The 15,099-nt window shown below is 71.7% G+C and carries 14 protein-coding genes and 1 pseudogene; 5 read left to right on the top strand and 10 right to left on the bottom strand.

Annotated features, from left to right (window positions below; translation table 11 throughout):
• Positions 1-106: 106 nt before the first annotated feature.
• Positions 107-1,075, top strand: a complete 969-nt coding sequence (locus tag ACFWBD_RS27990; RefSeq protein ID WP_385672355.1) for a helix-turn-helix domain-containing protein — start codon at positions 107-109, stop codon at positions 1,073-1,075.
• Positions 1,076-1,085: 10 nt separating this feature from the next.
• On the opposite strand, the gene ACFWBD_RS27985 is transcribed toward ACFWBD_RS27990, so the two are convergent.
• The 10 genes from ACFWBD_RS27985 to ACFWBD_RS27940 all read right to left on the bottom strand — a co-directional run bounded on the left by ACFWBD_RS27985 (position 1,086) and on the right by ACFWBD_RS27940 (position 11,265).
• Positions 1,086-2,456, bottom strand: a complete 1,371-nt coding sequence (locus ACFWBD_RS27985; protein WP_385672352.1) for a cytochrome P450 — start codon at positions 2,454-2,456, stop codon at positions 1,086-1,088.
• Complete coding sequence (gene cyc1 / locus ACFWBD_RS27980) at positions 2,453-3,505, bottom strand: epi-isozizaene synthase (RefSeq protein WP_385672349.1); 1,053 nt, start codon at positions 3,503-3,505, stop codon at positions 2,453-2,455. Before cyc1 ends, ACFWBD_RS27985 begins: the two co-directional genes overlap by 4 nt.
• A 328-nt stretch (positions 3,506-3,833) precedes the next feature.
• Entirely contained in the window at positions 3,834-4,484 is a 651-nt protein-coding gene (def, locus tag ACFWBD_RS27975) for a peptide deformylase (RefSeq protein ID WP_385672346.1), read from the bottom strand.
• Positions 4,485-4,668: 184 nt separating this feature from the next.
• Positions 4,669-5,649, bottom strand: coding sequence for a tetratricopeptide repeat protein (locus ACFWBD_RS27970; protein ID WP_385672343.1), 981 nt, complete (start codon positions 5,647-5,649; stop codon positions 4,669-4,671).
• A gap of 125 nt (positions 5,650-5,774) precedes the next feature.
• On the bottom strand, positions 5,775-7,073 hold the full coding sequence (locus ACFWBD_RS27965) for an HD-GYP domain-containing protein (protein WP_385672341.1): 1,299 nt from the start codon (positions 7,071-7,073) through the stop codon (positions 5,775-5,777).
• Complete coding sequence (locus tag ACFWBD_RS27960; protein WP_385672338.1) at positions 7,070-8,377, bottom strand: HD domain-containing phosphohydrolase; 1,308 nt, start codon at positions 8,375-8,377, stop codon at positions 7,070-7,072. The genes ACFWBD_RS27965 and ACFWBD_RS27960 overlap by 4 nt, the downstream gene beginning before the upstream one ends.
• A 165-nt stretch (positions 8,378-8,542) precedes the next feature.
• Positions 8,543-8,845 (bottom strand): mycothiol system anti-sigma-R factor, encoded by a 303-nt coding sequence (gene rsrA, locus ACFWBD_RS27955; RefSeq protein WP_385672335.1) that lies wholly within the window; start codon positions 8,843-8,845, stop codon positions 8,543-8,545.
• Complete coding sequence (locus tag ACFWBD_RS27950; protein WP_385672332.1) at positions 8,842-9,702, bottom strand: sigma-70 family RNA polymerase sigma factor; 861 nt, start codon at positions 9,700-9,702, stop codon at positions 8,842-8,844. Before ACFWBD_RS27950 ends, rsrA begins: the two co-directional genes overlap by 4 nt.
• A 98-nt stretch (positions 9,703-9,800) precedes the next feature.
• Positions 9,801-10,448, bottom strand: coding sequence for an alpha/beta family hydrolase (locus ACFWBD_RS27945; protein WP_385672329.1), 648 nt, complete (start codon positions 10,446-10,448; stop codon positions 9,801-9,803).
• Position 10,449: 1 nt separating this feature from the next.
• Positions 10,450-11,265: an SOS response-associated peptidase gene (locus tag ACFWBD_RS27940; protein ID WP_385672326.1), complete on the bottom strand. Its 816-nt coding sequence runs from the start codon at positions 11,263-11,265 to the stop codon at positions 10,450-10,452.
• A 50-nt stretch (positions 11,266-11,315) separates the two neighbouring features.
• Here ACFWBD_RS27940 and ACFWBD_RS27935 point away from each other — a divergent pair, with 50 nt between their 5' ends.
• From ACFWBD_RS27935 to ACFWBD_RS27920, 4 genes and pseudogenes are all read left to right on the top strand, one after another.
• Positions 11,316-12,038: a M50 family metallopeptidase gene (locus tag ACFWBD_RS27935; RefSeq protein WP_385672323.1), complete on the top strand. Its 723-nt coding sequence runs from the start codon at positions 11,316-11,318 to the stop codon at positions 12,036-12,038.
• Positions 12,039-12,159: 121 nt separating this feature from the next.
• The gene (aroA, locus tag ACFWBD_RS27930) at positions 12,160-13,500 is read left to right on the top strand and encodes a 3-phosphoshikimate 1-carboxyvinyltransferase (protein ID WP_385672320.1); all 1,341 of its coding nucleotides are present in this window, start codon (positions 12,160-12,162) and stop codon (positions 13,498-13,500) included.
• A gap of 11 nt (positions 13,501-13,511) precedes the next feature.
• A complete protein-coding gene (gene rsgA / locus ACFWBD_RS27925; protein WP_385672317.1) occupies positions 13,512-14,522 on the top strand; it encodes a ribosome small subunit-dependent GTPase A in 1,011 nt (336 codons plus the stop codon).
• A gap of 152 nt (positions 14,523-14,674) precedes the next feature.
• A pseudogene (locus ACFWBD_RS27920) lies at positions 14,675-14,989 on the top strand (DMT family transporter); the annotation flags it as partial.
• Between the last annotated feature and the right edge of the window lie 110 nt (positions 14,990-15,099).

Raw genomic sequence — 15,099 nt, 5'->3', positions numbered from 1 at the left:
TGCGGGTGCACACTGGCAGCATGCTGCTGTGCTGCCCCGGGGGACGCCCCCCGGACCCCCGGTCGAAGAACGAGAAGCGAGCGTCGGCCGGAATGCGAGGCCGATCATGCTGAAGAACGTGGCGGCCGTCCCCCTCGACGGCGTACATCCCTTCGAACTCGGCGTCGTCTGTGAGGTGTTCGGCCTCGACCGCAGCGACGAAGGGCTGCCGGTGTACGACTTCGCCGTGGTGTCGGCGGAGGGTCCGGTCCTGGGCACCCATGTCGGCGGGCTCACCGTGTCCACGCCGTACGGCCTCGACCGGCTGGAGGAGGCCGACCTGATCGCCGTACCGGCCGCGGACTCGAACGTCGACCGCGCGTATCCGCCCGAGCTGCTCGCCGCGCTGCGCCGGGCCGTGGACCGGGGCGCCCGGGTCCTCAGCGTCTGCTCCGGGGTCTTCGTACTGGGCGCCGCGGGGCTCCTCGACGGCCGGCGCTGCGCCGCGCACTGGCGGCACGCGGACGTGCTGGCCCGCCGCTACCCCCGGACGACCGTCGAGGCGGACGTGCTGTACGTCGACGAGGACCCGGTGATCACCTCGGCCGGCACGGCCGCCGGTATCGACGCCTGTCTCCACCTGGTCCGCAAGGAGCAGGGGCCCGAGGTCGCCAACCGGATCGCCCGGCGGATGGTGGTGCCGCCGCACCGGGCCGGCGGCCAGGCCCAGTACATCGAGCGGCCGCTGCCCCGGTCGCGGTGCGACACCGTCGGCGAGGTGCTCGCGTGGATGGAGCAGCACCTCGACGAGGAGGTCACGGTGGAGCAGCTCGCGCAGCGCGCCCACATGTCACCGCGCACCTTCGCCCGTCGGTTCCAGCAGGAGACGGGCACCACTCCCTACCGGTGGCTGCTGCGCCAGCGGGTGCTGCTGGCCCAGCACCTGCTGGAGGCGACGGACGAGACGGTGGACGCGATCGCCTGGCGCGCCGGCTTCGGTACGGCCGGCGCCCTGCGTCACCAGTTCGTGCAGGCGCTGGGGACTTCCCCCAACGCCTATCGGCGCACGTTCCGCGGCCCGCAGGCCGTCGCCTGAGCCGCGGCTCTCACCCGGACACCGCCCGCAGCCGCAGCCGGCGCGGCCGCAGCGTGATGCCGATGTGCGTCCGGTTGTCGGAGCCCGGCACCGGCTCGAAGCGGAACGCGGACGCCACCACCGCGGCGATCAGCGTCAGCGCGGCCATCGAGAAGTGGTCGCTGGGGCACTTCCGGTTGCCGACGCCGAACGGCGTCATGGCGTACTTCGGCACCTCCGGGGAACGGCCGGGCAGCCAGCGGTCGGGGTCGAACTCCGTGTGCCGCTCGTACGACCGCGGATCGCGCTGTACGGCGTACGGGCTGTAGACGATGTCGGCGCCCGCGGGAATGCGGTAGCCGCCGAGCGCGGTCTCGGTCACCGCACGCCGGGTCAATATCCATACGGCGGGATACAGCCGCATGGTCTCGACGATGACATTGGCGGTGTGCTGGAGCTTTCGGACGTCGCCGAATGCGACCGGCCGGTCTCCTACGACGCTTTTCACCTCTTCGCGGATCTTGTCCACCTGCTCGGGGTGCTCCGTGAGCACGTGGAGCAGCGACATGACCACAGAGCCGGCTGTTTCGCTGCCCGGTGTGAGTATCGCGATGACCTGGTCGTGGATCTCCTGTTCCCCGATCGGGTCGCCATTCTCGTCCTTCGCCTCCAGCAAAGCCATCAGCAAATCGTCCGGCTTTTGACCGGATGCGCGGCGGTCGGCGATGATCTCGTCCACGAGCCGATGCAGATCGGCCAGCGCCCGGTTGAATTCGCGGTTGGCCGGAATCGGTACCCGATAAAGCGGCCCGAGGGGCACCACCATGCGCTGGTACATACCGGCGAACAGTGTGGCGAGCGCGGAGGTGATGCGCTCGGACCGGGCGTCCATATAGCTGCCGCGCATCAGACAGCGGGCGGAGATGCGCACGGACACCCGGAAGGACTCCGCGGTGACGTCGAGGACCTCGCCGTTCCGCCAGCGCTCGACGAGCGCGTACGCCTCCTCCTCCATGATCGGCCCGTAGCCGGGGATGGCGTCGAGCCGGAACGCGGGCTGGATCGTGCGCCGCTGGCGGCGGTGCAGCGGGCCGTTGGCCGTGGCCACGCCCTCCTTGCCGAGCAGGCTCTCCAGGGACTCCCACAGGGGCCCCGAGATGATGTAGTCCGGGCTGAGCGCCAGGGCGCCGGTGAGGTCCGGCGCGGTGACGGCGTACACCGTCTTGGGGCCGAGCCTGAGGCGGACGATGTCGCCGTGGTCGCGGAGCTGGACCAGGAAGGCAAGCGGGTCACGGGCCAGCTTCCAGCCGTGTCCGAGGAGCGGAACCCTGCCACCGGCCAACGGTGGCTCACGCAGTTCGGGGGCCGCGGGGGTCGCGGGTTTCGCCGACTCGACGGTCATTTCTCACCTGCCGCTTCGTTGTTGACGTACGGGGGCGTGGACCGGTCGTCCCAGCTGTCGACCATGTATCGGCCGGACTCGTGGTGGAACCAGTAGACGGAACTGAACCAGTTCCGCATATTGCCGAGGCAGGACCGCACGGCGGCGCCGAGTTGGTTTCCGCGGACCGTCCCGTCGGCGAGCCGGTCGGCGAGCCGTAAGACGTCCTTCTCGACGACGAGGAACTCGGAAATGCATTCCTCGACGCGTCGCCTGACTTCCTGCACCGCCTCTTCGAGGGTCAGTCCCTCATGGGTGATGAGACTGATTCCGAGATTGTGCACCTCATCGCCCGCTATTTCCTTTGGAAGCGAGCAGAGATCGTTGTACCAGGCGGCGAATTCTTGACTCAGCAGCGCCGCGCGGCGAAATGCGGGGTGTTTCCTCACCGGGTCCGGGAGTTCGTGTCCAGAACTCGGCTCCAACAGGTCGGTCCAGATCCAGTGCGCGAAGGTGAGCCGACGCAGTGCCAGGTATTCCTCGACTCCGGGAATGCGCCCTTCGATTCGGTTGTGGAATTCCCGGTCGTACGCCTCGATCACGGCGTGGAAGTGCCGGGCGAACCGGGCGTTCCAGGTGCCGGGAAGGAAGGAGTGCAGCCGGCTCACACTGTCCGCGAGCCCGGCGACCAGCGGATCCGGGTGGCGCAGATGCTCCGCCGGGGAGTCCAGGGCCGCGTGCAAGCGGAACCTGAGCCGCCGCCAGGAGGACGTCCGGCCGTGCACGACGTCACGGTCGTGCCGGTCGTCCCAGAGGAAGAACCACGTGCTGTAGTCGGCGATGGCCTGCATGACCTCGTCGGGTGCACCGAGGTAGAAGCCCGCCATCAGGTCGGTGTAGCAAAGTCCGTCGGCATATTCTGCGACCTTGTCCGCCGGCATCAACCGCATTTTCAGCAGCCAGGAGCGCGTCTTCTCCTGCAACTGAGGCCAATACGGATGCAGTTGCCGGGAAAACGCCGCCTCGATGACTGGAAGAGAGAGCGAGGGAGGGACCGCGGGCGCGGTCACCGTCGCTGTGGTGCTGTATGTGGTGCTGTATGGGAAAGCTGGCACGGACAACCCCTCTCAGCCGCCAGTGGGCACACACCCCTCCCCCCGTGCCGGGCGTGCGCCGTTGCGTATCCCCGCACATCCCATTCAGCACTACAACTGAGCGTTCTGGGAACGGATTTGCTTCATTCACCACCCCAACATGCTGAGAATCCGCCCCAGCATGACTGGTTACGGATCAGCAGATGTGCGGTAGATGTGCGTAAGCGATCGAACGTCCGTCGGACACACGAACGACGCCCGGCCGGAGGGATCCCGGCCGGGCGTCGTGGCGACGCGGATGAGCTCAGTCGTTGGCGACCACGGGGTAACGGGGCTCGTTCTCGGCCATCTGCCGCAGGGCGTCCTTGCGTTCACGCTTGGACAGACGGTCGATGTAGAGGTAGCCGTAGAGGTGGTCGGTCTCGTGCTGCAAACACCGAGCGAAGTATCCGGTACCGCGCACCTTGATCGGGTTGCCCTTCTCGTCCTGCCCTGTCACCTCGGCGTAGTCGGGACGGGCCAGCGGCGCGTAGGCGGTGGGCACCGACAGACAGCCCTCGTTGCTGTCGTCCAGCCGGCGCCGGTCGGCGGGCAGCTCGACGAGCTTGGGGTTGCAGACGACGCCGGTGTGCCGGACGCCCTCGTCGTCGGGGCAGTCGTAGACGAAGACCTTCCGGTCGACGCCGATCTGGTTGGCGGCCAGGCCCACTCCCTCGGCGATGTGCTGCGAGGCGAACATGTCCGCGACCAGCTGCCGCAGCTCCTCGCCGAACTCGGTGACGTCCTTGCACTCCTTGTGCAGCACCGGGTTCCCGACGACGGTGATCGGCCGTGAGGTGCCGGCCTCACGCCATGCCAGCTCGCGCGCCTCCGCCTCCTCGGTGTCGATGACGAAGCCCTCGTCGTCCACGGGGAGCACGCCCGCGTGCTGCTGATCGGTGTCCTGCTGGGCCATGACCGACGATGCCTTCCTCAGTGGAACAGGGGTGAAGTTGCTGATACAGGGTACGGGGATCGCGCTCCCGGGGGCGCGGGGCCGAATCGATACACGACTCCGCCGCGACGGGGGTCGCCCCGCCCGAGCGAAGCCGAGAGTGGGGGAGCGACCAGCCACGACGGCGCCGCAGCGACCCACGGACCTAACAGACCTCTTCCAGGTCCCGCCAGTCCCTGGAATCCGGGCTGTCCGCGACCCACCCGTCCAGCAGCCCTCGGACGAGAGACGCCGGAGCGGCCACGCCGCACTCCCGCTCCGGCACCCACAGCTGCCCGTCCGTCCGGTGCCCGAGCGGACCCGGATGCCCCGGCTCGCTGTGGTCGTGCGGGTCGAGATGCTCGCCGTCACCCTCGTCGGACGGCATGCGCGACTCCGAACACGTCCGGCAGAGCAGCCGCACCGACGACGACCAGTCCTCCGCCGCGAAACCGGCGTCGGCCGCCAGCTGCTCCAGCGCGTCCCGGTCGGACTCGGTGGCCGCCTCCAGCAGGACGACCCAGGTCGGCACGGGCGACGGCGCCCACAGCTCGATCTCGTCGAAGACCGGGTAGGAGTGGCCCGTGGCGGTGGTCCGCTCGCCGTGCGGCACCCCGTCGTGCAGGACTACCTCGCCCCAGCGCCGCCCGGACGAGGGCAGCGGGATGGACAGCACCTCGATCCGGGCGGGGTCCAGCCGACGCCCCCACACCACCTCGGCCTCACCCTCGGGCGACAGCCGTACGGCCGCGCTGCCCAGGTCCATGCCGACCGGCTCGCCCGCGCCTATGGCGTCGCCGGGCACCCGCAGCCCGTACGCCTGCCAGGCGCGGCGGGCCAGCGGCCAGTCCTGGAGGGCGGTGGCGGCGATGCCGACGTTCCACCAGTCGGGGGCCCCGGCCTCACGGTCGAGGAGGGCGACGGCTCGGAGTCCCGCCGTGCGGGCCTGCTCCCAGTCGTGCCGGAACTTGTGCAGCAGGGCGAGGTTGAACCAGGACTCGGACAGCCAGGGCTCCAGGTCGGCTGCACGTGTCAGCAGCGCGCCCGCGTCCTCGTACCGCCCGTCGCCGATCAGCGTGAACGCGCGGTCGGTGGCCTGCCGCCAGGAGGCGGAGGGCCGGTGCCGTCCCTTGCCGAAGATCCTCACGATTCCCGCCTGCCAGTTCCGTTCTGTGGGCTGGCCAGTGCCCCCGGACACTCTCTCCCTCGCATCCAACCACGTGTGGCCGGAAGGCCGCTCATTACCCATGGGTTACCCGCCCACCGGCAAGGTCAGACAGCCCGCCCGTCACCCGCCACCACCCTGCCCGAGGCTCCCCCGGGGCTGAACCCCTGGGGGCACCCCCGGCGCGCCGCCCCCGCGTTCCACACCACTCTGGCCAGCGCCTCCACCACCTCGGGCGCGTACTCCCCGCCGGTGCCGAGACGCAGCTCCTCCAGGGCGGTGAGGGGCCCACCCGGACCGCTTCCCCGCACCTTCTCCTCGTATGCGTTCACCACCCGGACTATGCGCGCGGCCACCGGCTGCTCCGGGTAGGGGTCGGCCTGCCGCTCGACGACCGTGGCGACCTCTGCGCCCGCCCCCGTCTGACGGACGACGGCCCCGCCGAGCAGCGCGATCCGCCGCTGCTGCGCCGCCGGCAGCTCGGCGGTGGCCCCGGCCGGGACCGGGTCCACGAGGCTGAGCTGGCCGATGTCGTGCATGAGGGCCGCGTACTCGAGGACGGTCAGCTCGGGCTCCGGCAGCCCCAGGTCCCGGCCCACGGCCTGGCTGAGGGCGGCGACCCGGCGGGCGTGCCCGGCCGGGGTGTACCCGGCGATCTCGGTGGCGCGGGCCAGCGAGGCGATGGTCTGCCGGTAGGTGGCCCGCACCGCCGCGTACCGGCGCAGGGAGAGCTGGGTGAGCAGCAGCGGCACCGAGAACACCGGCAGCGCCCACAGCCCGACGACGGCCACCGCGAGCGCCATCACCGCCCCCGTGGCGCAGACCGCCGAGCCGATTCCGGGCACCGCCCGCAACTCGTCCCGCAACAGCGGGGTGAACGGCCAGCCGGTACGGGAGTGGGCGAGCGCGGCGGCGACCACGGCGTCGCACAGGACGGTCAGGACGAGCAGCGCGAGCAGCAGCAGCGCGTAGGCGGGACCGCTCCAGCCGTCGAACACCCCGCGGTTGTGGAGGGGCTGGAAGCAGACGGCGGCGAACCCGACGGCCAGTACCCGCCGGACCAGGTGGTCGAGGACGGCCTGCCCGCGGGCCAGCTGCGGCACGCTGCCGAGCAGGGAGGCGGCGACCACGACCGCCACGACCTGGGTGACCCCGTGGTGCGTGGAGTGCCCGGCGTGCCCTCCGACCAGCGCGTACGACAGCGACCCGGCGGCGCCGAGCGGCGCGGCCTCACGCAGCGGGGGTCCGCTCTGGGGGCGGGTCAGCTCCCCGACGGCGACGAGGACCCCGAAGGCGAGGGCCACGGGCCGGTCCTCGACGCCCGTCATGAACGTGACGAAGAGGGAGACGGCGACGAGGAGCGCGGCCGTGGAGTGGAGGGCGACGTGCGAGCGGCGGACGGTCATCGGCGCACACCGGACCGGTCGTCGGAGGCCTGCGCGGGCACGCCCGGCCGGTCCTCCTCGGCGGTCACGACCGGATGCCAGCCGTCCCGGGCGATGACGTGCGCCAGCGCCACGACCATCCGGGGGTCGAACTGGGCGCCCGCACACCGCCGCAGCTCCTCCAGGGCGACGTGCACCGGCCGGGCCCTGCTGTAGGACCTGGTGGACGTCATGGCGTCGAAGGCGTCCGCGACGGCGACCACCCGGGCCGGTTCCGGGATCTGGCTGCCCACCAGTCCGTACGGGTAGCCCTTGCCGTCGATGCGTTCGTGGTGGTGGAGGATCGCCGAGCGGGCCTCGCCGAGGAAGGAGATCCCGCGGGTGATCTCGTGCCCGTACTCGGGGTGCAGCTCGATCACGCGCCGCTCCTGCGGTGTCAGCGGCCCGTCCTTGCGCAGAAGCCGGGTGGGGACGCCGAGTTTGCCGACGTCGTGCAGGATCCCGGCGAAGCGGAGCATGTCGATCCGGCTCTCGTCCATCCCCAGTTCGCGCCCGATCAGCACCGAGGCCTGGCCGACGCGTTCGCTGTGCCCGCGCGTGTAGCCGTCCTTGATGTCGACGGCCTGCACCAGGGCGCGGATGGTCGCCTGGTGGGCGGCGCGCTCCCGGTGGTACTGCGCGAACACCCACCACGACACGGCCATCGGGAACAGCACGAGCAAGGCGGCCACCGGCCCGTACGGGCTGAGCCACAGCACGGCCATCATCAGCCCGCCGAGCCCGTGCACGGCCAGCGGCGCCAGGGAGCGCAGGAACAGCCCCCGGCAGACCCGCCGCAGCGGCAGCCCCTCGGCGAGCGCCAGCATCCCGCCGTCCAGCAGGGCGAGCGCGGCGCAGAACACCAGCACGGCCGCCCCCGCCGGCACCAGTGCGTACGGCAGGTCGGAGCCGGCCACGGCGTCCCGCCCGCCGAGCGCGGCGTGCACCCGGGCGGCGGCCCACACGGCGAGCGAGGAATGGGCGGCCCGCCAGACCCGGCGCAGCAGAAAGGGGCGCCGCTCGACGTGCGAGAACAGCGCCCCGGGCAGCGGGACGAGAGCGGCCGCGGCCGGTGTGAGCAGGAACGCCCCGGCCAGCAGCACGGGGTGGAGGGTGCCGGCGAACCTGCGCCGGGCGATCCGCTCGCCCCCTGCGTACAGGGCGGCGAGGAGGGCGACGGCCCACCAGGGGGTGCGCGCACCGGGCAGCGACGGGAGCGTGCAGAGCAGGGCGCCGAAGGCGACACAGGCGGCGTAGGCGCGCGCCCGCGCCGGAATCCCCTCCATGACGCCTCCCCCAGCCGTACCTGTCCGGGCTCAGGAGCCTAGGACGGCCGGGGGCGGGCCCGCGGGCGTATCACCCATGAATTAGCACATTCGAGTGACTGCGGCGCTTTCTGGGGCGACTCTCCGGAAGCGGGCTTCCTTCGGAGCGGGCATCCTGGAAGCGGCTCAGCGCTCCTGGACCGTCGCCGTCACGTCGTGCTCGGGGACGGCCTGGCCGGAGCGGATCAGGTCGATCCGGCCCATGACCTTGGCACGCAGGTCGGTCGGCACGTCGTCACGCCCGCAGCACCGCTTGACCAGCTTCTTCACGGCCTCCTCCAGCCCGTACTTCTCCAGGCAGGGGGAGCACTCCTCGAAATGGTGCTGGAACTTGTCCCGGTCCAGCGGAGGCATCTCGCTGTCGAGGTACTCGTACAGGTGGTCGAGGACCTCACCGCAGTCCGTCTCGTGCGGATCTCCGCAGCTCATGAGCCCGAACCTTTCGCTTCGTTCGACTCTCCGGCACCGGCCGGGACCAACCCGCGCTCGCGGGCGTAGTCCTCGAGCATGCCGCGCAGTTGACGGCGGCCCCGGTGCAGCCGGGACATCACCGTACCGATGGGTGTCCCCATGATGTCCGCGATCTCCTTGTACGCAAAGCCCTCTACGTCCGCGAGATACACGGCGATCCGGAACTCCTCGGGGATGGCCTGAAGCGCTGCCTTCACGTCCGAGTCGGGCAGGTGGTCCAGCGCCTGCGACTCCGCGGAGCGCAGACCTGTGGACATGTGCGACTCGGCGCGCGCCAGCTGCCAGTCCTCGATCTCCTCGGCCGCGCTGCGCTGGGGTTCACGCTGCTTCTTGCGGTACGAGTTGATGAAGGTGTTGGTGAGGATCCGGTACAGCCAGGCCTTGAGGTTGGTGCCCTCGCGGAACTGGTGGAAGGACGCGTACGCCTTCGCATACGTCTCCTGCACCAGGTCCTCGGCGTCCGCCGGGTTGCGCGTCATGCGCAGCGCGGCCGAGTACATCTGGTCGAGGAACTCGAGCGCGTCCCGCTCGAAGCGCGCGCTGCGCTCGGCGGTGGATTCCGCGCCCGTCTCCTGGCTCACGCCCTGGCCCTCGGGCAGCTCCGCCTGGCCGTTGTCGGTCCCTGCGTCGGTACCGGTGACCGGACCCACCTCCTCAATATCGCGGGTAGGACCGAAACCGATCCCACTCGAATCGGAGGATAGACGACTACCCGCGCCTGCCGCCGCTCCAATAGGAGCGGTCCTCGCCGCGCGCAGCACCGTCCAGTCCAGATCGGTACGGCTGCTGCGGCTCGGGCAGATGGTCGAACCCATGCGGCGGACTTCCTCTCCCACTGACTTCGGTGCCGGTTGTTCAGCACTTCTGTCCGCCTCAACAGCGCCCGGCCCCTCCACATTCCCCACCCGTCACCTCACCCGAGTGAAGCGACCCACCCGACGACCGCGGCGGTGACGACCTCCAGCGTCTCCTCCTGGGTGACCCCGGCTCTCTTGGGCACGGCGAACCCGTGGTCGCCGTACGGCACCTCCACGAGGGCGTACCCGCCCGCGGGGAACTCGTCCGGTCCGCCGAAGGGGTCGTTGCCGCCCTGGACGACGAGGGTCGGCACCCCGGCCCCGAGCAGCTCGTCGGCGCGGGACTTCTCCGGTCTGCCCGGCGGGTGCAGCGGAAAGCCGAGCGCGAGCACGGCGTGTGCCCCGAGCTCGGTGGCCGTGCGGCAGGCCACCCGCGCGCCGGCCGACCGGCCGCCCGAGATCACCGGCAGCCCGGGCGCGACGACGGCGGGCCAGATCCCGCGCCAGCCGACGTCGAGGGTCTTCGGCGCGGGCGCGACCTTCTTGCCCGCCACCCGCCAGGGCTGCTCCACGAGAGCGACACTCACCCCGTGTCCGGGCAGCACGGCGGCCAGCGCCCGAAGGTCCCGGGCCTCGACCCCGCCCCCGGCGCCATGGCTGACGGCGAGGACCAGCCGCGGCTTCTCGGCGTGGTGCCAGGTGATGCGGGCGGTGCCCGCGTCGGTCTCCACCGTTTCGGTGCTCACCACTGTTTCGCTGCTCACGTCAGAAGAGTGTGCCCTCCTCGGGCCCCTCCAGCTCCTTCAGCAGCTCCGGCCCGTTGTTGCGGACGCTGCTGACGGCCGTGGACACCGGGTAGGCGCGCATCAGTCCGGCCGGCGGGGGTTCGAGGAGGGAGTGCAGGTCGTCGACGTCCGTCCGCGCCGGGTCCAGCCAGGCGTCCCAGCGGTCCGGGGTGAGCATCAGCGGCATCCGGGGGTGGATGTCGGCGAGGGCGTGCGGGCCGTCGGCGGGGGCCACGGCGAGCGGGGAGGTCTCCGCCTCGGTCGTGATCACCGAGCACGTCACCCACCAGGCCTGTGGATGGTCGTCGGGCAGGGTCCGGTCCCGCCAGAACTCGTACAGCCCGGCCATCGCGAAGACCGTGCCGTCGGCCGGGAGCACGAAGTAGGGCTGCTTGCGCGGCCGCTTCCTCCTCCCCTCGACCTCCAGGTCCCGTTCCTGGACTCCGGTGACCCACTCGTAGTAGCCGTCGGCGGGCAGGACGCAGCGCCGGGCGGCGAAGGCGCGGCGGTAGGAGGGCTTCTCGTGGACGGTCTCAGCACGCGCGTTGATCATCCGCGCGCTCCCCTCGGGGCTCTTCGCCCAGGAGGGGACCAGTCCCCACTTCAGCTTTCGCAGTTGCCGAACCGGGCTCTGGTCGTCGGCGTCTTTCACCGGACGGTCGAGGACGGCGTAGACCTCCTTGGTCGGCGCCACGTTGTAGTCGGGCTCCAGGGCCTCCTCGGGCTCCCACTTCTCGACTTCAAAGATTCCTGCGAGATCCTCGGGCCTGCGACTCGCTGCATACCGTCCGCACATACGTGCCACACTGCCAGACTCCGTGAGCCGAAAGGGAGCCACCAGAAAACATGGAGAGCACCGCCGCCCTCGCGCTGCCCGACCTGTGGGACCGCCTCGTCGGCACCCAGTCCGACCCCGACCTGTGGGTGGTGCTGGCCACCGCCGTCGCCGCCCTCGCGGTCGTCGTACCACACACCCTGTGGCGGATATCGCGCAATGCGATCACCATCGCCCACGAGGGTGGTCACGGCCTGGTCGCGCTGCTGACCGGCCGCCGGCTGACCGGGATCCGGCTGCACTCCGACACCAGCGGCCTGACCCTCAGCCGGGGCAAGCCGCACGGTCTCGGCATGATCCTCACCGCGGCGGCCGGCTACACCGCTCCCCCGCTGCTCGGCCTGGGCGGCGCCGCCCTCCTCGGCGCCGGCCGCATCACCCTGCTGCTGTGGGTGGCGACGGCGCTGCTGGTCGTGATGCTGCTGATGATCCGCAACGCGTACGGCGCCCTCACGATGGTCCTCACCGGCGGCACCTTCCTGCTGGTGTCCTGGCTGGCGGGACCGCAGGTACAGGCGGCCTTCGCGTACGCGGTGGTGTGGTTCCTGCTGCTGGGCGGCGTACGGCCCGCCTTCGAGCTCCAGGCGAAGCGCTCGCGCGCAGGCGCGGGCGACTCGGACGCGGACCAGCTGTCCCGTCTGACCCACGTACCGGCGGGCCTGTGGCTGTTCCTGTTCCACGCGGTGAGCCTGTGCGCCCTGCTGGGCGGGGGCAGGTGGCTGCTGGGGCTGTGACGCAGCCCGAAGCCGCGCGTCACAGGGGTGCGGGATGTGAACCTCCACGGCTGCGCCGCGGGGCGCCGCCGGCCCCGACGGCGCCGCACCCGCAGGACGGCCGACCACTAAAGTGGGGCCCATGGCCCCGAACCCCGCCCACACCGCCCTCTGGCCCGCCCCGCACGCTGGCGAGGCCGTCGCCGCGACGGTCCACGTGCCGGGGTCGAAGTCCGTCACCAACCGTGCCCTCGTCCTCGCCTCCCTCGCCTCCGAGCCCGGCTGGCTGCGCCGCCCCCTGCGCTCCCGCGACACGCTGCTGATGGCGGGCGCCCTGCGCGAGATGGGCGTCGGCATCGAGGAGACCGTGTCGTCCAGCTCCTCCGGCGCGGGGAGCCCCGACGGCACCGGCGAGGCGTGGCGGATCCTCCCCGCGGGGCTGCGCGGACCGGCCACGGTCGACGTCGGCAACGCGGGCACGGTGATGCGCTTCCTGCCGCCGGTCGCCGCCCTCGCCGACGGCCCCGTCCGCTTCGACGGCGACCCGCGTGCGTACGAGCGTCCCCTGAACGGCGTCGTCGACGCGCTGCGTGTCCTCGGCGCCCGGATCGACGACGACGGCCGCGGCGCGCTGCCGCTGACCGTGCACGGCGGGGGCGCGCTGGACGGCGGGACGGTGGAGATCGACGCCTCGTCCTCGTCCCAGTTCGTGTCGGCCCTGCTCCTCTCCGGCCCCCGCTTCAACCAGGGCGTGGAGGTCCGCCACACCGGCGCCACGCTGCCCTCCGTGCCGCACATCCGGATGACGGTCGACATGCTGCGCGCGGTCGGCGCGCAGGTGGACACCCCGGAGTCGGGCGGCGAGCCGAACGTCTGGCGGGTGACCCCGGGCGCCCTGCTGGGCCGGGACCTGACGATCGAGCCGGACCTGTCCAACGCCCAGCCGTTCCTGGCGGCGGCGCTGGTGACGGGCGGCCGGGTGCTGATCCCGGACTGGCCGGCCCGCACCACCCAGCCGGGTGACCGGCTGCGCGAGATCTTCACCGAGATGGGCGGCTCCTGCGAACTGGCCGACTACGGCCTGGTCTTCACCGGCTCGGGCTCGATCCACGGCATCGACGTCGATCTCGGTGACGTCGGCGAGCTGACCCCGGGCATCGCGGCCGTCGCCGCCCTCGCGGACTCCCCGTCCACCCTGCGGGGCGTGTCCCACCTGCGCCTGCACGAGACGGACCGGCTGGCCGCGCTGACGAAGGAGATCAACGAGCTCGGCGGCGATGTGACGGAGACCGCCGACGGTCTGCACATCCGCCCGCGCCGGCTGCACGGCGGGATCTTCCACACCTACGACGACCACCGCATGGCGACGGCCGGCGCGATCATCGGCCTGGCCGTGGAGGGCGTGCAGATCGAGAACGTGGCGACGACGGCGAAGACCTTGCCGGACTTCCCCGAACTGTGGACCGGGATGCTCGGGGTATAGGGACTTTCGCCATGCGCCGCTACAGCAAGAACACCGACGAGGACGACATCCGCAGCCGCCCGAACCGCAAGGGCAACCGGCCTCGCACGCACATCCGCCCCAAGCACGAGGACGCCGCCGAGGGCATGGTCCTCACCGTCGACCGGGGCCGGCTGACCTGTCTGGTCGACGACCGGATCGTGATGGCGATGAAATCCCGCGAACTGGGCCGCAAGGCCGCGATCGTGGGCGACCGGGTCGCGATCGTGGGCGACCTGTCCGGCAAGAAGGACACCCTCGCCCGTATCGTCCGCATCGAGAAGCGCACCTCGGCACTGCGCCGCACCGCGGACGACGACGACCCCTACGAGCGCGTCGTCGTGGCCAACGCCGACCAGCTCGCCGTGGTCACCGCCCTCGCCGACCCCGAGCCCCGCCCGCGTCTGATCGACCGCTGCCTGGTGGCGGCCTTCGACGCCGGCCTCTCCCCCCTGCTGGTCATGACGAAGTCGGACCTGGCCTCGCCGGACAAGCTGCTGGAGCTGTACGGCCATCTCGACATCCCGTACGTCGTCACCAGCCGCGACGAACTGGAGAACGGCGACGCGGCGGACCGGGTGCGCGCGTTCCTGGCCGGGCGGATCACGGCGTTCGTCGGTCATTCGGGCGTCGGGAAGACGACCCTGGTCAACGCGCTGGTCCCGGAGGAGCGGCGACGGGTGACCGGCCATGTGAACGCGGTGACCGGCCGCGGCCGCCACACCACGACCTCGGCGCTGGCCCTGCCCCTGGCGGGCACGGACGACTGGGTGATCGACACCCCGGGCGTACGGTCCTTCGGCCTGCACCACGTCGACCCGTCCCGGGTGGTGCTCGCCTTCCCCGACCTGGTGCCGGGCACGGAGGGCTGCCCGCGCGCGTGCAGCCACGACGAGAAGGACTGCGCGCTGGACGCGTGGGTGGCCGAGGGCCATGCCGATCCGGCGCGGCTGTACTCCCTGCGCCGGCTGCTGGCCACCCGGGAGCGCACCGAAGGCGACTGATCCACCGACAGATCCGCCGACTGATCCACCGGCCGATCCACTCGCTGATCGACCGGCTGACCACCGCGTTGTTTGCGTCCGCCCGGGCCCGGTAAGTGCATAATCGCACCGAGCCGGAGCCGGACCGGGCCGGGCGAACGGAGGGACAGCACATGGCGTGGCTGCTGGTCGTCGTGGCCGGGTTGCTCGAGACCGGTTTCGCCGTGTGCCTCAAGCTGTCCCACGGCTTCACCAGGCTCTGGCCCACCATCGCCTTCTGCGCCTTCGCGCTGGGGAGCTTCGGTCTGCTGACCCTCTCCCTGAAGAAGCTCGACGTGGGCCCCGCCTACGCCGTGTGGACGGGCATCGGCGCGGCGGGCACCGCGATCTACGGCATGATCTTCCTCGGCGACCTGGTGTCGGTCCTGAAGCTCGTCTCGATCAGCCTGGTGATCATAGGAGTGATCGGGCTCCAGCTGTCGGGGTCGGGGGGGGGGGGGCCCCCCGCCGGGGGGGGGGGGGGGGGGGGGGGGGGGGGCCGCCCCCCCCCCCCCCCCGGGCCCCCCCCCCCCCCCCCCCGCGCCGGGGCCCCCGCCCC

The sequence above is a fragment of the Streptomyces sp. NPDC060002 genome, from assembly GCF_042737245.1.
GTDB lineage: Bacteria > Actinomycetota > Actinomycetes > Streptomycetales > Streptomycetaceae > Streptomyces.
Note: the sequence above shows the minus strand (reverse complement) of the source record. Positions and strands in the feature narration are given on the sequence as shown.